The 23,864-nt window shown below is 72.5% G+C and carries 20 protein-coding genes; 17 read left to right on the top strand and 3 right to left on the bottom strand.

The window, feature by feature from the left end; translation table 11 throughout:
* Positions 1-18 precede the first annotated feature (18 nt).
* From FBY23_RS19300 to FBY23_RS19250, 11 genes are all read left to right on the top strand, one after another.
* Entirely contained in the window at positions 19-969 is a 951-nt protein-coding gene (locus tag FBY23_RS19300; RefSeq protein ID WP_141799622.1) for a calcium-binding protein, read from the top strand.
* A 97-nt stretch (positions 970-1,066) separates the two neighbouring features.
* Positions 1,067-1,996, top strand: a complete 930-nt coding sequence (locus FBY23_RS19295) for a calcium-binding protein (RefSeq protein ID WP_160158294.1) — start codon at positions 1,067-1,069, stop codon at positions 1,994-1,996.
* A 234-nt stretch (positions 1,997-2,230) separates the two neighbouring features.
* Positions 2,231-2,425, top strand: a complete 195-nt coding sequence (locus FBY23_RS19290; RefSeq protein ID WP_141799620.1) for a hypothetical protein — start codon at positions 2,231-2,233, stop codon at positions 2,423-2,425.
* A gap of 207 nt (positions 2,426-2,632) precedes the next feature.
* The gene (gene smc, locus FBY23_RS19285) at positions 2,633-6,199 is read left to right on the top strand and encodes a chromosome segregation protein SMC (RefSeq protein ID WP_141799619.1); all 3,567 of its coding nucleotides are present in this window, start codon (positions 2,633-2,635) and stop codon (positions 6,197-6,199) included.
* A complete protein-coding gene (locus tag FBY23_RS19280; protein ID WP_141799618.1) occupies positions 6,196-6,654 on the top strand; it encodes a thioesterase family protein in 459 nt (152 codons plus the stop codon). The genes smc and FBY23_RS19280 overlap by 4 nt, the downstream gene beginning before the upstream one ends.
* A gap of 102 nt (positions 6,655-6,756) precedes the next feature.
* Positions 6,757-6,945 carry a hypothetical protein gene (locus tag FBY23_RS19275; RefSeq protein ID WP_141799617.1) on the top strand — a complete coding sequence of 63 codons (189 nt, stop codon included), beginning with the start codon at positions 6,757-6,759 and terminating at the stop codon, positions 6,943-6,945.
* A 70-nt stretch (positions 6,946-7,015) separates the two neighbouring features.
* Complete coding sequence (gene ftsY / locus FBY23_RS19270; protein ID WP_141799616.1) at positions 7,016-8,179, top strand: signal recognition particle-docking protein FtsY; 1,164 nt, start codon at positions 7,016-7,018, stop codon at positions 8,177-8,179.
* Positions 8,180-8,297: 118 nt separating this feature from the next.
* The gene (locus FBY23_RS19265) at positions 8,298-9,644 is read left to right on the top strand and encodes an ammonium transporter (RefSeq protein ID WP_222117884.1); all 1,347 of its coding nucleotides are present in this window, start codon (positions 8,298-8,300) and stop codon (positions 9,642-9,644) included.
* Complete coding sequence (locus FBY23_RS19260) at positions 9,641-9,979, top strand: P-II family nitrogen regulator (RefSeq protein WP_141799615.1); 339 nt, start codon at positions 9,641-9,643, stop codon at positions 9,977-9,979. Before FBY23_RS19265 ends, FBY23_RS19260 begins: the two co-directional genes overlap by 4 nt.
* A 114-nt stretch (positions 9,980-10,093) precedes the next feature.
* The gene (locus FBY23_RS19255; RefSeq protein WP_141799614.1) at positions 10,094-11,422 is read left to right on the top strand and encodes an ammonium transporter; all 1,329 of its coding nucleotides are present in this window, start codon (positions 10,094-10,096) and stop codon (positions 11,420-11,422) included.
* Entirely contained in the window at positions 11,419-13,644 is a 2,226-nt protein-coding gene (locus FBY23_RS19250; protein WP_141799613.1) for a [protein-PII] uridylyltransferase, read from the top strand. The genes FBY23_RS19255 and FBY23_RS19250 overlap by 4 nt, the downstream gene beginning before the upstream one ends.
* A 12-nt stretch (positions 13,645-13,656) precedes the next feature.
* On the opposite strand, the gene FBY23_RS19245 is transcribed toward FBY23_RS19250, so the two are convergent.
* The 3 genes from FBY23_RS19245 to FBY23_RS19235 all read right to left on the bottom strand — a co-directional run bounded on the left by FBY23_RS19245 (position 13,657) and on the right by FBY23_RS19235 (position 16,938).
* Entirely contained in the window at positions 13,657-14,448 is a 792-nt protein-coding gene (locus tag FBY23_RS19245; protein ID WP_141799612.1) for a histidine phosphatase family protein, read from the bottom strand.
* Positions 14,449-14,557: 109 nt separating this feature from the next.
* Positions 14,558-14,752: a YbdD/YjiX family protein gene (locus FBY23_RS19240; RefSeq protein WP_260806089.1), complete on the bottom strand. Its 195-nt coding sequence runs from the start codon at positions 14,750-14,752 to the stop codon at positions 14,558-14,560.
* Positions 14,749-16,938, bottom strand: a complete 2,190-nt coding sequence (locus FBY23_RS19235; RefSeq protein WP_141799610.1) for a carbon starvation CstA family protein — start codon at positions 16,936-16,938, stop codon at positions 14,749-14,751. The genes FBY23_RS19240 and FBY23_RS19235 overlap by 4 nt, the downstream gene beginning before the upstream one ends.
* 185 nt (positions 16,939-17,123) lie before the next feature.
* On the opposite strand from FBY23_RS19235, the gene ffh reads away from it, so the two are divergent.
* From ffh to FBY23_RS26040, 6 genes are all read left to right on the top strand, one after another.
* Positions 17,124-18,692: a signal recognition particle protein gene (gene ffh / locus FBY23_RS19230; protein WP_141801158.1), complete on the top strand. Its 1,569-nt coding sequence runs from the start codon at positions 17,124-17,126 to the stop codon at positions 18,690-18,692.
* An 83-nt stretch (positions 18,693-18,775) separates the two neighbouring features.
* The gene (locus FBY23_RS19225) at positions 18,776-19,150 is read left to right on the top strand and encodes an NYN domain-containing protein (RefSeq protein WP_141799609.1); all 375 of its coding nucleotides are present in this window, start codon (positions 18,776-18,778) and stop codon (positions 19,148-19,150) included.
* 10 nt (positions 19,151-19,160) lie between these two features.
* Positions 19,161-20,243 carry an amidohydrolase family protein gene (locus tag FBY23_RS19220; RefSeq protein ID WP_141799608.1) on the top strand — a complete coding sequence of 361 codons (1,083 nt, stop codon included), beginning with the start codon at positions 19,161-19,163 and terminating at the stop codon, positions 20,241-20,243.
* Positions 20,244-20,332: 89 nt separating this feature from the next.
* On the top strand, positions 20,333-22,201 hold the full coding sequence (locus FBY23_RS19215) for a S8 family serine peptidase (RefSeq protein WP_141799607.1): 1,869 nt from the start codon (positions 20,333-20,335) through the stop codon (positions 22,199-22,201).
* A complete protein-coding gene (locus tag FBY23_RS19210) occupies positions 22,198-22,899 on the top strand; it encodes a hypothetical protein (protein WP_141799606.1) in 702 nt (233 codons plus the stop codon). The genes FBY23_RS19215 and FBY23_RS19210 overlap by 4 nt, the downstream gene beginning before the upstream one ends.
* Complete coding sequence (locus tag FBY23_RS26040; RefSeq protein WP_160158293.1) at positions 22,896-23,777, top strand: RimK family alpha-L-glutamate ligase; 882 nt, start codon at positions 22,896-22,898, stop codon at positions 23,775-23,777. The genes FBY23_RS19210 and FBY23_RS26040 overlap by 4 nt, the downstream gene beginning before the upstream one ends.
* Positions 23,778-23,864: the final 87 nt, after the last annotated feature.

Here is a 23,864-nt window from a genome sequence, read left to right as displayed (position 1 = left end):
CTCGAAGGAGCACACACCATGAACCGTCGATCTCGGGCCACGACGGGCGCGGCCGTCATCGTCGCCGGCACGGCCCTGTGGGCATCCCTCGGCGTCCCGCTCGCCGCGCAGGCGGCACCCACGCCGGAGTGTGGTGGGCAGACCGCGACCATCGTCGGCAAGGACGGCGACGACGTCCTGGTCGGTACGGCGGGCGACGACGTCGTCTTCCTCGACAAGGGCAGCGACCGCTTCGAGGGACTCGGCGGCAACGACATCATCTGCGGTGGCCCGGGCAACGACGTGATCACCGGCGGGGACGGCAATGACGTCATCAACGGCGGCGAGGGCAACGACTGGGTCGACGCGGGCGCGGGCGACGACAAGGTCAGCGTGCTCGCCGACAGCGACGGCGTGCTCGGCGGCGACGGCGCCGACACGATCACGGTGCGGGTCCCGGTGGCCGACGTCCACGCGGGGGCCGGGAACGACATCGTCTACGCCACCTGGCTGACCACGCCGCTGCGGATGAACGCCGGTGACGACACGATCGTCTTCCACAACACCTCCGGTGAGCTGCGCGGCGGCCGGGGCGAGGACGTCTTCGTCGACGCTGCCTCGGACCCGGGCTTCGTGGACCAGCCGAACCTCAACGAGACGACGACCTCGCTGATGCGGGGCGGATCGGGTGACGACACCTTCACGCTCGTCTCGCAGGCGGCACCCGTGCGGCTCGACGCGGAGCTGGGCGTCGCGACCTGGCAGGACAACGTGGCCCGTCTCAAGGGGATCCAGGCCTACGTCGGCGGCATCGGCAACGACATCCTCCTCGGCAGCCACCGCGACGAGACCATCCGCGGCAAGTCCGGCGACGACGTGGTCCGCGGCCGCGCGGGCAACGACCGCCTCCGCGGCGGCCCGGGCGTCGACGTCCTCTACGGCGGCGCCGGGCGCGACGACTGCACCGGTGAGGCCCGCCACTCCTGCTGATCCCACCAGGACACGGCCTAGTCCCACCTGTAATGCCCCACCGCGGCGATCCGCTGTGGTGGGTGTCATGTTCGACGACATCCAAGGAGTACGAACCATGCACACCAATCTTCGGCGTACGGCCGGTGCCCTCGCCCTCGTGACGGGCGGCACCCTGTGGGCCACCACCGTCGTCTCCGGGACGGCGTACGCCGTCGACCCGCCGCTGTGCAACGGCAAGGCCGCGACCATCGTCGGCACCGACGCCGACGACACCCTCACCGGCACCGCGGGCGACGACGTCGTCTACCTCGGCAAGGGCAACGACAAGTTCGACGGCCTCGAGGGCAACGACACCATCTGTGGCGGCGAGGGCAACGACACCATCGACGGCGGCGCCGGCGACGACTGGATCGACGCGGGCCTGGGCGACGACAAGGTCAACGTCCTGTCCGGCAACGACTTCGTCTACGGCAACGACGGCGACGACACCCTCGTCGTGAGCGTGCCCGTCTCCGACATCAACGGCGGCGCGGGCGACGACATCGCCTACGTCACCTACCTGACGAGCACCCTGAAGATGAACGCCGGCGACGACACCGTCGTCTTCGACCGCACCTCGGGCGAGCTGCGCGGCGGCAAGGGCGAGGACGCCTTCCTCGTCGCCACCCCGAAGCCCGCCGAGGGCACGCCCACCCCGGGCCTGAACACCGCCGCCACCTCGCTGCTCAAGGGCGGCTCCGGGGTCGACACCTTCACCCTCGCCCCGCTGACCGTCCCGGTCCGGGTCGACGTGGCGGCCGGCGGCGCCACCTGGGAGGGCGGCAACTCGGTCAAGCTGAAGGGCTTCCAGGCCTACGCGGGCGGTGCCGGCAACGACACCCTGCTCGGCAGCGACCGTCCCGAGACCATCCGCGGCAAGGGCGGCGACGACCTGGTCCGTGGCCGTGGCGGCAACGACACCCTGCGCGGCGGTCCCGGCACCGACGTCGTCTACGGCGGCGTCGGGCGCGACAACTGCACCGGCGAGGTCCAGCACGGCTGCTGACCCGGGCACTCGATCCCGGATCCGGCGGTGACACACCACCGCCGGATCCGAACGAGACGTGTCGGGAAGGCCCGGTCTCCGGGCCTTCCCCGTTGCGGTGACCGCGGCCTTCCCGGCACTTCCTGGACGTCCCCGGCGCCCGTCGGCGCAGGTTTGACCCCGCCGTCTCGAAGTGGGACTCTTGGAGACGGCCCCCCACGGGCCGACACCCGTCGAACCGGAAGGCTCAACTTCATGGCCAAGGCGCTGATCGGCCACCTGAACAGCGACCTCCGCGACCCCCGTATCGCCCTCGAGAACGCTCGACTGCGCAACCGGGTCGCTGAGCTGGAGTCCCTCGTCCTCCGTCTCTCCGAGGAGAACGACAAGCTGATGTCGGCCCGCGCGGCCGAGATCCTGACCGGCGACGCGGAGATGCAGCCGGCCTGACCAGGACTCCGACGACGGGCTCCCGTCGTCGCCCCAGGTGCACCCAACAACGGACCACCCCCGCCGTACGCCGGCGCCGGGTGGTCCGAGTGTCTTTTCGGCCTCGCTCGCGGGGTGCAGCGATCCGTCGAGGTCGCGGGGTAACGTGAGGCCTGCCGAGCTTCCCCCGCGTCGGAACGTCCTTGCCCGACCCCGAAGGGAGACCGCGTGTACCTGAAGAGCCTGACCCTCAAGGGGTTCAAGTCCTTCGCCTCCGCGACGACCCTGCAGCTCGAGCCCGGCATCACCTGCATCGTCGGCCCCAACGGGTCCGGCAAGTCCAATGTCGTCGACGCCCTCGCCTGGGTGATGGGCGAGGCCAGCGCCAAGAGCCTGCGCGGCGGCAAGATGGACGACGTCATCTTCGCCGGCACGTCGGGCCGCCCGCCCCTGGGCCGCGCCGAGGTCGTGCTGACCATCGACAACTCCGACGGCGCGCTGCCGATCGACTACTCCGAGGTCACCATCAGCCGGACCATGTTCCGCACCGGTGGCTCCGAGTACGCCATCAACGGCACCACCTGTCGCCTGCTCGACGTCCAGGAGCTGCTCAGCGACTCAGGCATCGGCCGCGAGATGCACGTCATCGTCGGCCAGGGCCAGCTCGACCAGATCCTGCACGCCACCCCCGAGGACCGGCGTGGGTTCATCGAGGAGGCCGCCGGCGTCCTCAAGCACCGCAAGCGCAAGGAGAAGGCGCTGCGGAAGCTCGACTCCACCGAGGGCAACCTCAACCGGCTCAACGACCTGCTCAGCGAGATCCGGCGCCAGCTCAAGCCGCTGGGCCGGCAGGCCGAGGTCGCCCGGCGGGCGGCGACGGTGCAGGCCGACGTCCGCGACGCCCGGGCGCGACTGCTCGCCGACGACCTGGTGACCGCCCGGACGTCCCTGGAGCAGGAGCTCGCCGACGAGAGCGTGCTGCTCGCCCGCCGCGAGGAGGTCGAGGCCGGGATCGCCACCGCGCGGGAGCAGGAGGCGACCCTCGAGGCCGCGCTGCGCGAGGACCTGCCCGCGTTGTCGGCCGCGCAGGAGACGCTGTCGTCGCTGACCGCGCTGCGCGAGCGGTTCCGCGGCACCCAGAGCCTGGCCGCCGAGCGGGTCCGCAACGCCGCAGGCGTCGCCGAGACCGAGGTCGAGCAGGGCCGGGACCCCGACGAGATCGAGGCCGAGGCCGCCCGGCTCGCCGCCCAGGAGGCGGAGATCGCCGCCCAGGTCACCGAGCAGCAGGCCGCGCTCGAGCAGGCCGTCGCCACCCGGCGGGGTGCCGAGGAGGCCGCGGCCAACGAGGAGCGCCGGGTCGCCGGTCTGCTCCGGGCCGCCGCCGACCGCCGCGAGGGCCTGGCCCGGCTGCACGGCCAGGTCAACACGCTGCGCTCGCGAGCCCACGCGGCCGAGGAGGAGATCGGCCGCCTCGAGGCCGCCCGCGCCGACGCGCTGACCCGCGCGGAGCGCTCCCAGCGCGACTTCACCGCGCTCGAGACCAAGGTCGCCGGCCTCGACGCCGGCGAGGAGGGCCTCGACGCCGAGCACGAGGCCGCCGTCGCCTCGCTCGACGACCTCGAGGAGCGGCTGGTCAAGGTCCGCGAGGAGGCCCAGCAGGCCGACCGCGAGAAGGCCGGGCTCAGCGCTCGCAAGGAGGCCCTCGAGATCGGGCTGGCCCGCAAGGACGGCGCCGGCGCGCTGCTCGCCGCCTCCGACACGATCTCGGGCCTGCTCGGCTCGGTCGCCGCGCTGGTCACGGTGCGCGGCGGCTACGAGGGCGCGGTCGCCGCCGCCCTGGGGGCCGCGGCCGACGCCGTCGCGGTCAGCGACGCCGACACGGCGCTCGCCGCGATCGACCACCTCAAGAACGACGACCTCGGCCGCGCCGGGCTGCTGCTCGCCGGGGGAGAGGCCGAGACCACGAGCGGGTGGCCGGCGCTCCCGCCCGGGACGTCGTACGCCGTCGACGTGGTGGAGTGCCCCGCCCAGGTCCGGCCCGCGCTCAACCGGCTGCTGCGCAAGGTCGCGGTCGTCGACGACCTGGGTGCCGCCCGCCTGCTGGTCGACGGCCTGGCCGACGTCGTCGCGGTCACCCGCGACGGCGACCTGCTCGGCGCCCACTTCGCCTCCGGCGGCTCCCATGCCACGCAGAGCCTGATCGAGATCCAGGCCGCGGTCGACGAGGCCACCGAGTCGCTCACCGAGGCCGTTGCCGCCGCGGAGCGGCTCGGCTTCGACCTCGCCCGCCTGGAGAACGAGCGGCTCGAGGCCCGCCAGCGCGTCGACGTCGCCCTGGCCCGCCTCCACGAGTCCGACGCGACCCTGGCCGCCGTGGCCGAGGAGCTCGGCCAGCACGGCTCGCTGGCCCGCGCGGCCCGCGCCGAGGCCGAGCGGATGACCGAGGCCATTGCCCAGGCCGAGACGTCCCGCGAGCAGGCCCTGGTCGGCCTCGCCGAGCTCGAGCAGCGCCTGGCCGCGGCCGAGCAGGACACCGACGAGGAGCCCGACACCACCGAGCAGGAGCGCCTCGTCGAGGCCACCCGCGCCGCCCGGCAGAGCGAGATGGAGGCCCGCCTGTCCCTGCGCACCTCCGAGGAGCGGGCACGCGCGCTGCACGGCCGGGTCGACCAGATGCGCAAGGCCGCCGAGACCGAGCGCCAGGCGCGCGCCCGCGCGGCGGAGCGTCGCACCCGACTCCTCGCCGAGGGCCGCGCCGGCCAGGCCGTCGCCAGCGCGGTGACCTTCGTGCTCGCCCGCCTCGAGCGCTCGATCGAGGAGGCCACCGCCCGGCGCCAGTCCGTCGAGGACTCCCGCCGGGGCCGCGAGCAGGAGCTGATGGGCGTGCGGCAGGCACTGCGCGACCTCGGCAAGGAGCACCAGGACCTGGTCAGCTCCGTGCACCGCGACGAGATGGCCCGTGCCCAGCAGCGGATGCGGATCGAGCAGATCGAGACCAAGGCGCTCGAGGAGCTCGGCCTCGAGCCCGACGGCCTGGTCGCCGACTACGGCCCCGACCAGCCGGTTCCCGTCCTCGAGCCGCCGGCCGAGGGGGAGTCCGGTGAGGTCGACGCCGAGCCCCGCACCGTGCCCTACGTCCGCGAGGAGCAGGCGAAGCGTCTCAAGACCGCCCAGAAGGCGCTCGGCATGCTCGGCCGGGTCAACCCCCTCGCGCTCGAGGAGTTCAGCGCGATGGAGGAGCGCCACCAGTTCCTCTCCGAGCAGCTCGAGGACCTGCGCGCGACCCGCAAGGATCTGCTCGAGATCGTCAAGGACGTCGACGCCAAGGTCGAGCAGGTCTTCACCGAGGCCTATGCCGACGTCACCAAGGCCTTCGACCAGACCTTCGCCCGGCTGTTCCCCGGCGGCGAGGGCCGCCTGGTCCTCACCGACCCCAACGACATGCTCGCCACCGGTGTCGAGGTCGAGGCCCGGCCCCCGGGCAAGAAGGTCAAGCGCCTCTCGCTGCTCTCCGGCGGCGAGCGCTCGCTGGTCGCCGTCGCCTTCCTGGTCGCGCTGTTCAAGGCCCGGCCCTCGCCGTTCTACATCCTCGACGAGGTCGAGGCGGCGCTCGACGACACCAATCTCGGCCGGCTGCTGGAGATCTACGAGGAGCTGCGCGAGAACTCCCAGCTGCTCGTGATCACCCACCAGAAGCGGACCATGGAGGTCGGCGACGCCCTCTACGGTGTCACCATGCGCGGGGACGGTGTGTCGGCGGTGATCAGCCAGCGGCTGCGGGACGAGTCGGCATGAGCGGTCCCGACCGCACCCGGCCCGACCGGGCGTCGTACCGCGCCTGGCGCACGGCGACCACCCGCTGGTCCGACGACGACGTCTACGGGCACCTCAACAACGCCCGCTACTTCGACCTCATCGACACCGCCGTCAACGCCCACCTGCACGAGGCGACCGGCACCGACATCCGCAAGCTGTCCGCGATCGGAGTTGTGGCCGAGGTGTCGTGCCGCTACTTCGCCGAGATGGGCTACCCGCGCCCGATCGAGCTCGGGTTGGCGGTCGAGCGCCTGGGCACCTCGTCGGTGATCTACCGCGTCGGGCTGTTCCAGGGCGACCCCGAGGGCGAGGGTGCGCTGGCGTGCGCGGAGGGCCGGTTCGTCCACGTGTACGTCGACAACACCGACCCCGCGCGGCCCGCCACACCGATCCCCGACCTGGTCCGCGCGGCCGTCGCACCGCTCGTCGTGTGATCTGCGCCGCTCCCCGGCGACAGCGGGTGCCGGCGATGCCGGACCGGTTGGTGCCGGGGTGCAGGATGGACAGCAGAGCGATCCCTACTCGGAGGAGTCGAAATGCTGTTCGTCGCGCTTGCCATCGTGCTCAGCCTCGCTGTGTCAGCGGTCGTCGCCCTCTACGTCGCCTACCCGCACCGCGGTGAGCAGATGCCCGTCGTGCCGTGGCTCGGCGACGCGCTCGGCCGCGCCGTCGACTCCGCGCCGGTGCTGGCCGACGACGAGCGGGACCTGCAGCGCCTCGGCTGAACCCCGTCTCGCCCACCGCAGCGGCGCCACCCGATTCTGACTCGGGCGGGCGGCGTGATGGGATGACCGCATGCAGGAGTGGCTCTACCTCGTCATCGGGATCGCCGTCGTCGGCGTCCTCGCGATCGCCGGCTTCGTCGGGACCCGGGTCCGCCGTACGCCCAAGGCGCCGGAGGCGAGGACCGATGTCATCGCACCGCCGGCCACGCCGACCGGGACCGAGGCTCCGCCTGCCGACGCCGCGGTCGAGGCACCTCCGGTCGAGGCACCGCAGGTCGAGGCACCCGAGGAGCCGGCCGCTCCTGCCCTCGAGACCCCGGAGAAGCCGGCCTCGCGCCTGGTCCGGCTGCGCCAGCGGCTGGCCGGGTCCAACGCCCTGGGCCGGGGGCTGCTCGGCCTGCTCAGCCGCGAGAAGCTGGACGAGGACACCTGGGAGGCGATCGAGGACCTGCTCCTCGCCGCCGACATCGGCGTCGCGCCCACCCAGGAGCTCGTCGAGAGACTCCGCACCCGGCTGCGCGTCGAGGGCGGCCAGGCACCCGACGCCCGCACCGTGCTCCGCGAGGAGCTGATCAACCTCGTCGACCCGACCATGGACCGCTCGCTCAAGGTGAGCGGCGAGGGCGAGGCCCCCGGCGTGGTGCTGGTGGTCGGCGTCAACGGCACCGGCAAGACCACCACGGTCGGCAAGCTGGCCCGGATCCTGGTCGCCGACGACCGTACGGCCCTGCTCGCGGCCGCCGACACGTTCCGCGCCGCCGCGACCGAGCAGCTCGCCACGTGGGGCGAGCTGCTCGGCGTCGAGGTGGTCCGCGGCCCCGAGGCCGGCGACCCGGCGAGCGTCGCGTTCGACGCCGTCAAGCAGGGCGTGGACCGCGGCGTGGACACCGTCGTGGTCGACACCGCGGGCCGGCTGCAGAACAAGCAGGGCCTGATGGACGAGCTCGGCAAGGTCAAGCGGGTGATCGAGAAGCAGGCGCCGGTCACCGAGGTCCTGCTCGTCCTCGACGCCACCACCGGCCAGAACGGGCTGATCCAGGCGAAGGTGTTCTCCGAGGTCGTCGACGTGACCGGCATCGTGCTCACCAAGCTCGACGGCTCCGCGAAGGGCGGCATCGTCGTCGCGGTGCAGCGCCAGCTCGGCGTACCGGTCAAGCTGGTCGGCCTGGGCGAGGGCCCCGACGACCTCGCGCCGTTCGACGCGGCCGCGTTCGTCGACGCGCTGCTCGGCTGACGACCGGAGGTCGGCCCGCCGCGGCCGTCACCGGACCGTAACCGCTGTGCGGCACCCGTTACCGGCGTGAAACATGCGGTCGCCCGGGCCGAAACCTCAGCCACCGAGTCTTCGGGGCATGGAAAACGGCTACTACACCTGGATGTTGGTGTCGGCCTCGCTCGTCCTCTTGATGACCGCCCCTGGCCTGGCGCTCTTCTACGGCGGCATGAGCCGGACCAAGTCAGTGCTCAACATGATGATGATGTCCTTCAGCGCCCTCGGCGTGGTGGGCATCGTGTACGCCCTGTGGGGCTGGTCGATGTCGTACAGCACGACGTTCGCCACCTCCGGCGGTGCGACGGGCAAGGAGATCGGCAAGCTCTTCTCCAACCCGTTCACGCAGTTCGGGCTCGAGAGCACGGATCCCGCGAACTATGTCTTCGTCGCCTTCCAGCTGACCTTCGCGGTGATCACCGCGGCGCTGATCAGCGGTGCGGTGGCCGACCGGATGAAGTTCTCCGCGTGGCTGGTGTTCCTGCCGATCTGGGTGACCCTGTCCTACTTCCCGCTCGCGCACATGGTGTGGGGCGGCGGCTTCCTCAGCGGCGTGGAGAACGGCCTGGCCGACCTGCTCTTCCCGGGTGACGGCGGCGCCGAGGTGGCGCCGATCGACTACGCCGGCGGCACGGTGGTGCACATCAACGCCGGTGTCGCGGGCCTGGTCCTCGCGCTCCTCCTCGGCCGGCGGCTCGGGTTCGGCAAGGAGCCGATGAAGCCGCACAACCTGACCCTGACCATGATCGGCGCCGGCCTGCTCTGGTTCGGCTGGTTCGGCTTCAACGTCGGCTCGATCGTGAACCTCGACGACTACACGACCGAGACCGGCCTGGTCTGGCTCAACACGACGCTGGCGACCTGCGCCGCGATGATGGGCTGGCTGCTCGTGGAGAAGCTCCGCGATGGCCACGCGACCTCCCTCGGTGCCGCCTCCGGCGTCGTCGCCGGCCTGGTCGCGATCACCCCGGCGTGCGGCAACCTGGTGCCCTGGAGCTCGATCGTGCTCGGCCTGGTCGCCGGTGGCGTCTGCGCCCTGGCGGTCGGCCTGAAGTACCGGTTCGGGTACGACGACTCGCTCGACGTCGTCGGCGTCCACCTGGTCGGTGGCCTGATCGGCACCATCGGTGTCGGCTTCCTCGCCTCCCACGACGGCGGCCTGCTCACCGGCGGCGGCGCGAAGCAGCTCGTCGTGCAGGTCCTGGTCGCGGCGTTCGCGATGGTCTGGTCGGCGATCGCGACCCTGGTGGTGGGTCTCGGCATCAAGGCCGTGATGGGCCTGCGGCTGCCGGAGGAGGACGAGGTGGACGGGATCGACTTCGCCGAGCACGGCGAGGCGGCCTACGATCTCACCACCGGCGGCGGTGCCGCTCGTCGTACCTCGCTCCTGAGCACCACGTCGTCCACCCCTTCGGAGGTAAGCGCATGAAGCTGGTCACCGCGGTCATCAAGCCGCACAAGTGGGAGGACGTCCGGGAGGCGCTCGAGGCCTTCGGCGTCACCGGGATGACGGTCAGCGAGGTCAGCGGCTACGGCCGGCAGAAGGGCCACACCGAGGTCTACCGGGGCGCGGAGTACGACATCGCGCTGGTCCCCAAGATCCGCATCGAGATCGTCGTCGACGACGCCGACGCGGCCGACATCGTCGGGATCATCACCAAGACCGCCCACACCGGCCGGATCGGTGACGGCAAGGTCTGGGTCAGCCCGGTCGAGTCCGTGGTGCGGGTCCGCACGGGAGACACCGACACCGCGGCGCTCTGACCCGAGAGTCCCGGCCGGGGCCTGCCCACGCGGCAGGCCCCGGCTTCACTCGCGCGTAACCGGTGCCGGGAGACGCGTTACACGTGCGAAACAAACTCCCCGCACAGTGTCCGAATGCCCGATCTGCTCCTCGCCACCGCAACCGCTGCCGCGCCCGCCTCGGCGGCCGGTGACACCGCCTGGCTCCTCGCCGCGGCCGCCCTGGTCCTGCTGATGGCGCCGGGCCTGGCGTTCTTCTACGGCGGCATGGTGCGTTCCAAGAGCGTGCTCAACATGATGATGATGGTCTTCGGGGCCCTCGCCGTCGTCATGGTGGTCTGGGTCGTGGTCGGCTACTCGCTGGCCTTCGGCGACGACCTCGGCGGTGGCCTGGTCGGCGACCCGACCCAGTACTTCGGCTTCAAGGGGATGCTCGAGGCCGACCCCGACGCGTCGTACCCGATCACGCTGTTCGCCGCCTTCCAGGGCCTGTTCGCGGTGATCACCGTCGGCCTGATCGCCGGCGCGATCGCCGACCGCACCCGGTTCGGGACCTGGCTGCTGTTCGCGGCGCTGTGGACCGTGCTGGTCTACGCCCCGGTCGCGCACTGGATCTTCGACTTCAGCTCCGGTGACCACGTCGGCGGCTGGATGGCCAATCAGCTGGGTGCCCTCGACTTCGCCGGCGGTACGGCGGTCGAGATCAACTCCGGCGCCGCAGGCCTGGCCGCGGCGCTCGTGCTCGGTCGCCGGGTCGGCTTCGGGCGCGACCCGATGAAGCCGCACAACCTGACCCTGGTCATGGTCGGCGCGGGGCTGCTGTGGTTCGGCTGGTTCGGGTTCAACGCCGGGTCCGCGCTGGCGGCGAACAACACCGCGGCGATCGTCTTCGTCAACACGCTCCTCGCCGGCTGCACGGGGCTGCTCGCCTGGCTCGGCGTGGAGCGCTTCCGCGACGGCCACGCGACGTCCTTCGGCGCGGCCTCGGGCGTGGTCGCCGGCCTGGTCGCGATCACGCCGTCCTGCGGGTCGGTCACGCCGATCGGCGCGATGCTCGTCGGGCTCGCCGCCGGCTCGATCTGCGCGCTGGCCGTCGGCCTCAAGTACACCTTCAGGTACGACGACTCGCTCGACGTCGTCGGCGTCCACCTCGTCGGCGGGCTGGTCGGCACCATCATCATCGGACTGCTGGCGTCCTCCTCGGTGAGCGGCGTCGACGGCCTGTTCTACGGCGGGGGTGCCCACCAGCTCGGCAAGCAGCTGGTGGCGGCGGGCGTGACGCTCGTGTTCTCCTTCACCATGACCGCGCTGCTGGTGTGGGTGCTGGAGAAGACCGTCGGGTTCCGCGTCGACCCGGAGCACGAGGTCGCCGGCGTCGACCTCGTGATCCACGCCGAGACCGCCTACGACCTGCACACCGCCACCGGAGGCGCCCGGCCACACTTCGGTCACGGCCAGGGATGACCGCAGCCGAGCGGGCCACCCGGACCGAGGCGGCCGACGCCCTCTGCCTCGGCGCCTACGACGCCGCGGGCGGCCCCGACACGGGCGTGGCCATGGTGGCGGTCGGTGGCTACGGGCGGGGCGAGCTGGCGCCGTACTCCGACCTCGACGTGGTCCTGGTGGCCGACGAGGGCGTCGACGAGGAGCTCTGGCGCGAGCTGGCGAGCCGGGTCTGGTACCCGCTGTGGGACTCGGGCGAGAAGCTCGACCACGCGGTCCGCTCCCTGCCCGAGATGCTGTCGGCGGCGGAGGGCGACGTCCGGGTGGCGTCCGGGCTGCTCGACGTACGCCACGTCGCCGGCGACCACAGCCTGGCGCTGCGACTGCGCACGACCACGCTGACCCACTGGCGCCGGCAGGCCCGCGAGCGGCTGCCCGAGCTGCGCGAGCTGGTCCGCAGCCGGCACCGGCTGGTCGGCGAGCTCGCGCACCTGTCGCTGCCCGACCTCAAGGAGGCGGAGGGCGGGCTGCGCGACGCGACGGTGCTCAAGAGCCTCACCGCGACCTGGCTGGTCGACGTACCGGCCGCGGACCTCGAGCGCTGCCGCCAGCAGCTGCTCGACGTGCGCGACCTGCTCCACGACGCCGCGGGCCGCGCCTCGGACCGGATCGCCCCGGAGCACTGGGCGCCGCTCGCCGAGGGCCTGGAGCTGCCCGACGAGGCGGCGGCCCAGCGCTACGTGCGCGAGCTCGGCCGTCGGGTGACCCACCTGTCGCGGCTGGCGTGGCGGCGTACCGACGACGCCCTGCGCCGTACGCCGGCCGCCCGGCCCCGGCGCCCCGAGCTGGAGCGGGTGGCTCCGGGCATCGCGCTGTCGCGCGGTGAGATCGTGCTCGAGGCGGGCACGAAGCCGGCTGCCGACCCGGTCCTGCTGCTGCGCGCGGCGGCCGAGGCGGCGGTGCGCGACGTCGTCCTCGCCCCACCGACCGCGGCCCGGCTGGTCCGCGAGTGCCCGCCGCTGCCGGAGCCGTGGCCCGACGAGGCCCGCCAGCAGCTGGTACGGCTGCTCGCCGCCGGGCCCGGCCTGCTGCCGGTGTGGGAGACGCTCGACGAGACCGGCGCGCTGGACCGGATCCTGCCCGAGTGGGAGCGGATCCGACTGCTGCCGCACGCCTCGGCCATCCACCGCTTCACCGTCGACCGGCACGTCGTCGAGACCTGTGTCGAGGCGGCCGCGCTGATCCGCGACGTCTCGCGACCCGATGTGCTCGTCGTGGCTGCGCTGCTGCACGACATCGGCAAGGGCGAGCTCACCGAGCACAGCATCGCCGGCGCTCCCATCGCCCGGGCGATCGCGACCCGGATGGGCTTCGGCCCGCACGAGGTCGACCTGATCGCCCAGCTGGTCCGCTGGCACCTGCTGCTCGCCGACATCGCCACCACCCGCGACCCCGACGACCCGGCGACCATCGACGCGCTGCTCGAGCACGTCGACAGCCTCGACGCGCTGGCGCTGCTGACCGCGCTGAGTGAGGCCGACGCCAAGGCCGCCTCACCGAAGGCCTGGTCGTCGTGGCGGGCCGGGCTGGTGCTCGACCTGTCCCGGCGGGCCCGCACGGCGCTGGAGCGGGGGAGTGCGCCGCCGGCGTTCACCGTCGAGGAGATCCCGGTCCCGGCCGGGGTGGTCGACGGCGACGTGTCGATCGTGGTGGAGCCGGTCGTCGACGGGTCGCGGATCACCGTGGTGGCCCTCGACCGGGTCGGCCTGCTCGCCGACGTGGCCGCGGTGTTCGCGCTGCGGCGGGTCACGGTGCGGGCGGCGCGACTGTGGGCGCAGGGCGAGTACGCCGTGTCGGTCTGGGACGTCGCCGAGGCGGGCCTCGACCCACGGGCGCTGGGCGACCAGCTGGACGCGATCACCTCGCGCCGGGTGGACGCCGCCGCCCGGCTCGCGGCACGACACGTCACGGGGGACCTCGACCCGGCGGTCGTCGTACGACCGGAGGCGAGCGACCACGCGACCGTCATCGAGGTCCGGGCCGCCGACCGCCTCGGGGTCGTGCACGTCGTCAGCGCGGCGCTGGCCGCGCTCGACATGACGGTCCGCTCGGCCCACATCTCCACGCTGGGCCCGCAGGCGGTGGACGTGTTCTACGTCCAGGAGGTCGCGGCGGGAGCGCTCTCCGAGACGCGGGCGGCCGAGGCCGCCCGCGCCGTTCGGAAGGCGATCAGCTCGAGCTGATCAGCGGTCGGCTCAGGAGAGGGGCGAGGTCACCTGGGTGGCGACGCCGGTCACCGGGTCGACCTCGTAGTAGTAGTGCGGGGAGCCGTCGCGGTTGGGCATGCTCGCCGGGTCGGGGCTGACGCCGAAGGCGGTGCAGACGAGGGTGCCGTTGGGGTTGAGGTGGGCCTTGATCATCTCCGTGTTGCCCGGGAACCGCTCCGAGAACGGCAGCTGCGGCTTGTTGGCGCAGGTCTCGGGCAGCATCAGGCCGTAGATGCCGCCGTGGGCGACGACGACCCCGGTGCCGCGGTCGTTGCGGTGCTCCCGGGCGTACTGGGTCCACCAGCGGTCCCAGCGCTCCTTGACGTCGTAGTAGTTCTCGGCGCCGCCGAAGTCGTCGCCGCGGGTCGAGGGGTCCATCACCCAGCTGGCCATGATCCCGCCCGCGACGCGCTCGTCCTTGGACACGAGCTCGACCTCGCGCAGGTCCTCGTCGGCCAGGACCGGGACGTCGTGGTCCGCGGCGACGCCGTCGGCGGTCTGGAAGGTCCGGACCATGATCGAGGAGTCGACCGACTCGACGGGTGCGTCGTGCAGGAAGTCGACCAGCTTCGCCGCCTGCTGGATGCCCAGGGGTGACAGCTCCTCCTCCGGGACCGGGTAGGTGCTGTTGGCGTGCCGGACGAAGAGGATGTCGTAGCCGGGGAACGCCTGCTTGGGCTTCGGGTCGGCCTCGGCCCCCTGCAGGCCCACCACGGCAGGCGTCGTGGCGAGGACGGCGATCGTCGCGGCGAGGGCGGAGAGTCGGGTACGGCGCTTCATGGTGCCTCCGGTCGGGAGTGGGACGGAGCGCCGAGCATCGGGAGGCCGCAGCGCGCCGGGGCGCAGGGTCCCGGTCAGTGAGACGTGCGTCACGCCGAGCGCGTGCGGGTCAGCAACATCGCGACTGTGGCCGGTCCTCCTTCGCGTCGGCGCGGTCGCGCTCCCAGGCACGGCGGGACACCGGCTCGGTGCCCTCGCGAGCACAGCGCTCGACGTACTCGTCCCAGCGGGCCTCCCCGGTGGCCTCGCGGACGTACCAGCGCACGCCGCGCCACGCGCGGACCGCCGGGCCCAGGACGCTCACGAGTGGCTCCCGGTCCGGGTCAGGCGCGACTCCTCCCACTCGCGGACGGCGGCCCTCTCCTCCGCGGTCGCGAAGAAGTCGGCCGGGGCCACGATCCGGGACGGTACGGCGGGCACCTCGGTGGTCGGCAGGCCGCCGGCCCGCAGGGCACGGACCCAGACCACGACGGCGTTGGCCACGACCACCACCACGAGGACCGCGAAGGTCAGCTGCAAGATGCCGTTGGTCATCGAGTTGGTGATGACCTGGTCCATCTGCCCGGCGTCCTTCGCGGGGGCCAGGACCTGGCCGGCGTCGCGAGCGTCGCGGTAGCGGTCGGCCTGGGCGAAGTAGCCGATCGCCGGGTTGTCGGAGAAGACCTTCTGCCAGCTGGCGGTCATCGTCGTCACCAGGTCCCAGACGAGCGGCACGAGCGGCACCCACACCCAGCGTGCCTTGCCGTGCTTGAGCATCAGGGTCACGCACACGCACAGCGCGATCGCGGCGAGCAGCTGGTTGGAGATGCCGAACAGCGGGAACAGCTGGTTGATCCCGCCGAGGGGGTCGGTGACGCCGACGTAGAGCATGTAGCCCCAGGCAGCGACGACGAGCGCACTCGCCGACCACGCCGCGGGACGCCAGGAGGTGTCGGCGTACCGCGGCCACAGGTTGCCGATGGTGTCCTGCAGCATGAACCGGCCCACGCGGGTGCCGGCGTCGACCGCGGTGAGGATGAACAGGGCCTCGAACATGATCGCGAAGTGGTACCAGAAGGCCGCGAGCCCACCGCCGAACGCGTCGGTGAAGATCTGCGAGATGCCCACGGCCAGCGTCGGTGCGCCTCCGGTCCGCGAGACCAGGGTCGGCTCCTGCACGGCCGCCGCGGCCTGGGTGAGCGTGTCGGGGGAGAGGGTGAAGCCGAGCGAGCCCACGAACTGCGCGGCGCTGGAGGCGGTGCCGCCCGTGGCGCCCGCGGGGCTGTTGATCGCGAAGTAGAGCCCCTGGTCGATCACGCACGCCGCGATCAGCGCGCTGATCGCGACGAAGGACTCCATCAGCATGCCGCCGTACCCGATCATCCGGACGTGGCTCTCCTTGGCGATCATCTTCGGGGTCGTTCCCGACGAGATGAGCGCGTGGAAGCCCGACAGTGCGCCGCAGGCGATGGTGATGAACACGAACGGGAACAGCTTGCCGGCGAACACCGGCCCGTCACCGTGCAGTGCGAAGCTCGTGACGTCGTCGTTGGCGAGCACCGGACGGGCCAGGACCAGCCCGACCGCGAGCAGGGCGATGACGCCGACCTTCATGAACGTCGACAGGTAGTCGCGCGGCGTCAGCAGCATCCACACGGGGAGGACGGAGGCCACGAAGCCGTAGACGATCAGGCAGACGGTCAGCGTCTCGTGGGAGAGGGTCAGGCTGTCGCCGAGGCCCGTGTCGTCGATCCAGCCGCCGACGATGATGGCGAGCAGCAGCAGCGCGACGCCGATCGCGGTGGTCTCCGAGACCCGGCCGGGCCGCAGGTAGCGCAGGTAGAAGCCCATGAAGAGGGCGATCGGGATGGTCAGGCCGATCGAGAACACGCCCCAGGGCGACTCGGCGAGGGCGTTGACCACCACCAGCGCGAGCACGGCCAGGATGATGATCATGATCGCGAACACGGCCACGAGGGCGGCGATGCCGCCGATCGTGCCGATCTCCTCGCGCACCATCTGGCCCAGGCTCTTGCCGTCGCGGCGCATGGAGAAGAACAGCACCATCATGTCCTGGACGGCGCCCGCCAGGATGACGCCCACGATGATCCAGATGGTGCCGGGCAGGTAGCCCATCTGCGCGGCCAGCACCGGCCCCACGAGCGGCCCCGCCCCGGCGATCGCGGCGAAGTGGTGGCCGAACAGCACGCGCCGGTCGGTGACGTCGAAGTCCTGGCCGTTCTCCAGCCGCTCGGCCGGGGTGGCGCGCGTGTCGTCGACCTCGAGCACCCGGTCGGCGATGAACCGGGCGTAGAACCGGTACGCGATCGCGTACGACGCCAGCGCGGCGAACAGGATCCACAGCGCCGACACCTCCTCGCCGCGGGACAGGGCCAGCACCGTCCAGCAGACCGCGCCCACGACGGCGATGCCGCCCCAGATCGCGATGCCAGCAGGTGTCATCCGGCGGCCTGGGCCACCGGGACGTCGTACAGGTGTCGTGGTTGCCATCGTCGATCCTCCTCGACCCGGTGGGGTGCCCCCGATGGCACTCCCGACCACCGCGGCGGGTGGCCAGCACCCGCCGCAGTACCCTCGGACCGCTACCGCAGACGACGGGACCCACGGCCCCGGCGGTTACGATCGTGTTCGAAGACTCCACTTCTACCGACGACTCCGACGAGGACGCAACGCTCTTGTTCGCCACACTGTCCGACCGCCTCAACGCGACCTTCAAGAACCTCCGCGGCAAGGGGCGGCTCTCCGAGGCCGACATCGACGCCACCGCCCGGGAGATCCGGATCGCGCTGCTCGAGGCCGACGTCGCGCTGCCGGTCGTCAAGGAGTTCGTCGCTGCGATCAAGGAGCGTGCCCGCGGCGAGGAGGTCAGCGGTGCGCTGAACCCCGCCCAGCAGGTCGTCAAGATCGTCAACGACGAGCTGATCGAGATCCTCGGTGGCGAGACCCGCCGGCTGCGCTACGCCAAGACCGGTCCGACGGTCATCATGCTCGCGGGTCTGCAGGGTGCCGGAAAGACCACCCTGGCGGCCAAGCTCGCGCTGTGGCTCAAGGAGCAGGGCAAGACCCCGATGCTCGTGGCCTGCGACCTGCAGCGCCCGAACGCCGTCCAGCAGCTCCAGGTCAACGGTGAGAAGGTCGGCGTCCCGGTCTACGCCCCGGAGCCGGGCAACGGCGTCGGCGACCCGGTCTCGGTCGCGAATGCCTCCATCGAGGAGGCCAAGCGCAAGCTCCACGACGTGGTCATCGTCGACACCGCGGGCCGCCTCGGCGTCGACGCGGAGATGATGGGCCAGGCCGCCGCCATCCGCGACGCCGTCCAGCCCGACGAGGTCCTCTTCGTCGTCGACGCGATGATCGGCCAGGACGCGCTGGTCACCGCCCAGGCCTTCCTCGACGGGGTCGGGTACGACGGCGTCGTGCTCACCAAGCTCGACGGCGACGCCCGCGGTGGTGCCGCCCTGTCCATCCGGCAGGTCACCGGCAAGCCGGTCATGTTCGCCTCCTCCGGCGAGAAGATGACCGACTTCGACGTCTTCCACCCCGACCGGATGGCCTCGCGCATCCTGGACATGGGCGACGTCCTCACCCTGATCGAGCAGGCCGAGAAGGCCTTCGACCAGGAGGAGGCCCTCAAGGCCGCCGAGAAGCTCACCCAGGGCGACTTCACCCTCGACGACTTCCTCGCGCAGATGCAGCAGCTGAAGAAGCTCGGCTCGATGCAGAAGATCCTCGGGATGCTGCCCGGCATGGGCCAGGTCCGTGAGCAGCTCGAGAACTTCGACGACCGCGAGATCGACCGGATCGAGGCGGTCATCCGCTCGATGACGCCCGCCGAGCGCGCCAACCCCAAGCTCATCGACGGCTCGCGCCGGGCCCGCATCGCCAAGGGCTCGGGCCGCAGCGTCTCCGACGTCAACCAGCTCGTCGACCGCTTCTTCGAGGCGCGCAAGATGATGATGCAGATGGCTCGTGGCGGCGGGATGCCCGGCATGCCGGGGATGCCCGGCATGGGCGGTCCCGGCGGCGGCAAGCGGGTCAGCGCGAAGCAGAAGGCCAAGCAGGCCAAGGGCAAGGGCGCGCGCCGCTCGGGCAACCCGGCCAAGGCCGCCCAGGACGCCGCCGCCGCGAAGGCGAAGGCCGCCGAGTCGAAGCCGAACCCGTTCGGCATCGGACAGGACATCGACTACGAGGCCGCTGCCGAGAACCTGCAGCTGCCGAAGGACTTCTCCAAGTTCCTGAAGTAGGTCACTCATATTGCGGTTTGGGACCAAACCGCGTCATTTCGGGGCCAGGACGTGCGGCTTGTGACCAATCGATGGGGTGTGAGATGAGCTCGACCCTCATCGTCGACGGCGCCAACGTCGTCGGCGCGCGCCCGGACGGCTGGTGGAAGGACCGCGCGGGAGCGGCGGCGCGGCTGCACGAGCAGCTCCTCGTCGCCGACATCGAGTACGACGTCGTCGTGCTCGTGCTCGAGGGGCAGGCCAAGGGCGGCGTGCGCGCCGGCAGGGACGCCCACGTGCGGACGGTCCACGCGCCGAAGGACGGCGACGCGACGATCGTCGCCGAGGCCCGCAAGGCCGCCGAGAAGGGCGGCCGGGTCGTGGTGGTCACCGCTGACCGGGCTCTGGACGCCCGCGTCCACGGTGCCGGCGCGACCACGCTGTCACCGACCTGGCTGCTCTCCGCACTGGGGCGATAACGTCGGCCGCGTGAGTGCGCTGCGGTTCTCCGGCCCTGTCCTTCCCGACGGCGAGACGCGGGAGGTCTACGTCGTCGACGGCCGGATCACCTACGAGCGCCCGGCCGGGCTGACGGGGGCCGAGACCGCCGCCGAGGGCTGGATCGTCCCCGGCCTGGTCGACGCCCACAACCACCTCGGCCTCGAGGACGGGGGAGCGGTCGACGACGCGGAGATCGAGCGGACCGCCATCGCGGACCGCGACAACGGCGTGCTGCTCACCCGCGACTGCGGCTCCCCGGCCGACACCCGCTGGGTCCACGAGCGCGAGGACCTGCCCCGCCTGATCCGCTGCGGGCGCCACGTCGCCCGCACCCGCCGCTACCTGCGCGGCTACGGGGTCGAGGTCGAGCCCGACAGCCTGGTCGACACCGTCGCCGAGCAGGCCCTCGACGGCGACGGCTGGGTCAAGCTCGTCGGTGACTGGATCTCCCGCGAGGAGGGCGACCTGACGCCGTCCTTCCCGGCCGACGCGGTGACCGCCGCGATCGAGGTCGCCCACGCCCAGGGGGCCAAGGTGACCGCACACTGCTTCGGCGAGGACTCGATCAGCCCGCTCCTCGACGCCGGCATCGACTGCATCGAGCACGGCACCGGCCTCACCGCTGCCCACCTCGAGCAGATGGTCGCCGGTGGCGTTGCCCTGGTCCCGACCGTGCTGCAGACCGCCAAGTTCCCGGAGTTCATCTCGGCCGCACGCGACAAGTTCCCGACGTACAGCGCCACGATGGAGACCCTCCTCGCCCGCCGCCGGGCGGTCCTGATGGATGCGTACGACGCCGGCGTGGCCCTCTACGTCGGTAGTGACGGCGGCGGCTCGTCGCGCCACGGCGTCCTGCACGAGGAGATCCTCGCCATGGCGGCGATGGGCCTGCCCAACGACTACGTCCTGGGCGCCGCCTCGTGGCGCGGCCGGGCCTGGCTCGGATGGAACCCGGGCCTCGACGAGGGCGACCCGGCCGACTTCGTGGTCTACCCGCGCAACCCGGTCGAGGACCTGTCGGTGCTCACCGAGCCGTCGCGCGTGGTGCTGCGCGGCAAGGTCGTCGCCTGAGGCCGGAAGCGGGCGTATCAGGCGGGCCACCTGCCGGCTCCTAGGGAGGAGCGACCACCCGGTCGCGCCCCCTCTCGAAGGAGCCCACCATGCACCGCTACCCCGAGCACCTCACGCACCCCTCCGGTGTGGAGCTCACCCCCCTGCCCGACCGCGTGCTGCTCTCGCCCCGCGCCGGTGGTCCCGCCGCCGCGGGCCGGACCGACGTCCTCGACGCCCTCGGCCTGGTCCGCGACGGCGCCGCAGGTCCGGCGGCCGCCGACGACGCGACCAAGCAGCCCGCCAACGAGGGCCCGGACTTCGTCTTCGCCCGCACTGCCGACGGGTCCGAGGTCGACGGCGACGCGGTCGCCGCGGCCACCGCAAGTGGCAGCGTCGCCTGGTCGTCGCCGGTCTACACGGCCGACTTCGGTGCCGGCGCCGAGGAGCTCGCGCCCGCCGCCGACGCGGTGGTGCTGCTGCACGCCGACGTCGCCGACCCGGAGGACCTCGCGAGGGTCACCGCGCTCGGGCTGCAGCGCGACGAGGTGCGCTCGGCGCTGCTCGGCGACCACGACTACTTCGCCGTGACCGACCCGGCCGCCAGCCCGGCGTACGACCTCCCTGAGCGGATCGCCGAGGCGCTGGGGCGCGCGGTCGAGGTCCGCCTGGAGTGGGTGCCCGCGCGGGTGCCGGTCGCGCACAACCCCAACGACCCGATGTACCCCAGCCAGTGGAACCTGCGCCAGATCCGCGCCGGCGGGCCCGGCACCACCGGGTGGGACCTCACCACGGGCTCGTCGGCGGTGACCGTGGCGATCCTCGACGAGGGCGTCGAGCTCGGCCACCCGGACCTCGTCGGCGGGTTCCTGCACAACGGCATCAACCTCGGCACCATGTCCGGCACCGGCGCCCCGACCGGCAACCACGGCACGGCCTGCGCCGGGATCGTCGGCGCCCGGATCGGCAACGGGGTCGGCGTCGCCGGACTCGCGGGCGGCTGCCGCCTGCTGCCGATCGCGTTCTCGCGGTGGACCGACACCGAGGTCGCGGCCGGCCTGCGCTACGCCCGGATGCAGGGCGCGCAGGTGGTGTCGATGAGCTTCGGCTGGAACGCGTGGAGCCACGCGATCATCGACCCGGCGATCCAGGAGGCGTTCAACGCCGACATGGTGCTCTGCGTCGCCACCCACAACCAGAACACAGCCAACGGCATCACCTACCCCGCGACCAACCCCCTCGTGATCGCGGTCGGTGCCAGTGACCAGGTCGACGGCCGCAAGTCGCCGGCCAGCCCCGACGGCGAGCCGTGGGGCTCCAACTACGGACCGCAGATGTCCGTCGTCGCCCCCGGAGTCCGGATCCCGACGACCGACCGGCTCGGTGCCAACGGCTACACGGCCACCGACTACACGGGCACCTTCAACGGCACCTCCGCCGCCACGCCGCACGTGGCCGCGCTCGCCGCCCTGATCCGGTCGCGGAACTCCACGCTCAGCAACGTGCGGGTCCGCCGGATCATCGAGACCACGGCCGACAAGACCGGCACCGTGCCCTACGCCAACGTCTCGGGCCACCCGAACGGCACCTGGAACGACCAGATGGGCTACGGACGGATCAACGTGTACGACGCCCTGGTGGCGGCCGGCCGGATCGTGAAGAGGTTCCACTTCGAGGACGACCTCGTCAAGCACCTGCGCGACGACGTGCTCGAGAAGAGGTTCAAGGAGATCCGCGAGATCGACATCTACAAGCGCGCGGGCCGCGAGGTCGACCACCTCGACCCCGGGGACCTGGTCGTCAACCCGCTCATCGACGAGCGGGAGGGCCTCGAGGAGGTCATCCGGCGCCTCGACCGGATCGAGCGCGTGGTCGGCAGCCTCGGCGCGCCGTTCGTCCGGTCCGAGGACCGGCCAGACGTGAACGGCGAGGTCGTCGAGGCCGCACTCAACGGCGCCCACGCCGACGGAGCGTCGTGATCCTGGTCCTCGCCTCCGAGCGGGACCCCGGGGCCGCGGCCCTGGTCGCGGTGTGGGCCGGCGCACGCCTGCTCACCCCGGCAGACCTGTCGCTGCCCGGCTGGTCACTCGCGGCCGGCCCGTCCTGCGGGACCGGGCCGGCCGTGGGCCGGGGGATCGCGGACGGCGAGCCGTTCACCGACGACAGGGTGCGCTGCGTGGTCTCCCTGCTCGCCGGGGTCGAGGCCGGAGACCTGACCTGGATCGCCGAGGAGCACCGGACCTACGTCGCCGGCGAGATGACCGCCTTCCTCGGGCACTGGCTGGACACGCTCGGTGCGCGCTGCCTGGTCGCGCCCTCGCACGCCGGCCTCGCCGGACCGTGCCTGCCGACGTCCGAGTGGGGGAGGTCGGCGGGCCTGCCGGTGACCGTCGGCGACGAGCCGGTCGCGCCCGTCGTCGTCACCGTCGTGGCCGGCGAGGCGTTCCGGGTCGCGGGCGACGGACCCGCCCCCAGCGGTGAGGTACGACGCCGCCTGGCCCGGATGGCGACGACCCGCGCGGTCCCGCTGCTGAGCGCGGTCCTCGACCTCGGTGGCGGCGCGGCGCTCCCGCGGCTGCACGCGGTGCTGCCGGCACCGCTGGCGCGCACCGAGCCGGTCCGCGCGGCGATCCGCGCCGAGGTCGGCCGGGTGCTCGGGGCGGAGGCGGTGTCGTGATCGTGCTGCACGGGCTGCGCACCGACAGCCCGCTGGACGACGTCCGCCGGGTGCTGGCGGACCGCGGGACGCCGTACGTGTTCGTCGACCAGGCCGCCTGCGCCGACGTCGCGGTCGAGCGCACCGGGGACGAGCTGGTGCTGGTGGTGGCCGGGCGCGAGGTCCGGGTCGTGGACGTGCGGGGGATCTACCTGCGGCCCTACGACCTCGGCGACGCCGTCGACCCGGCCGAGCGCGCCCGGCTCACCCGGCTCGCGGTCCACCTGCGCGAGTGGGCCGAGTGCGCGCCGGCGTCCGTGCGGGTGGTCAACCGGCCCTCCGCGGGGCTCAGCAACCACTCGAAGCCACGGCAGTCGCGGGTCATCGCCGCGGCGGGCTTCGCCGTGCCCGAGACGCTGCTGACCACCGACCCGGCGGCGGCCGCCGCCTTCGTCGCCCACCACGGCCGGGCGATCGTGAAGTCGGTCAGCGGCACCCGCAGCATCGTGCGCACCCTCGGCCCCGGCGACGACCTCTCGGCGGTGCGCTGGTGCCCGACCCAGCTGCAGCGGTTCGTGCCCGGCGCGGAGCACCGCGTGCACGCCGTGGGGCAGTGGCTGTTCGCCAGCCGGGTCCGCACCGAGGCCGTGGACTACCGGTACGGCGGCTTCGGCCTCGAGCCCGCCGACCTGCCGGACGCCGTCGCCGAGCGCTGCCGCGCCCTGACCGCCGCGCTGGGGCTCGAGCTCGCCGGGATCGACCTGCGCTTCGGCGAGGACGGGCGTTGGTACTGCTGGGAGGTGAACACCTCGCCGGCCTACAGCTGCTTCGACACCGCCGACCGGGCCATCGCGACCGCCCTTGCCGAGCACCTTGCGGGCGACCCCACCCTGGGGTGAGGCTGGATTCGTCCGGCAGGTCGGGCGTCTGGCAGACTGTCCGACTGAGTTCTGCGACGTCCGGTCCCTCTCAACCGGAGGTGGTAG

The organism is Nocardioides sp. SLBN-35, from assembly GCF_006715725.1.
Taxonomy (GTDB): Bacteria; Actinomycetota; Actinomycetes; order Propionibacteriales; family Nocardioidaceae; genus Nocardioides.
This window is presented reverse-complemented; position numbering and strand designations above follow the sequence as displayed.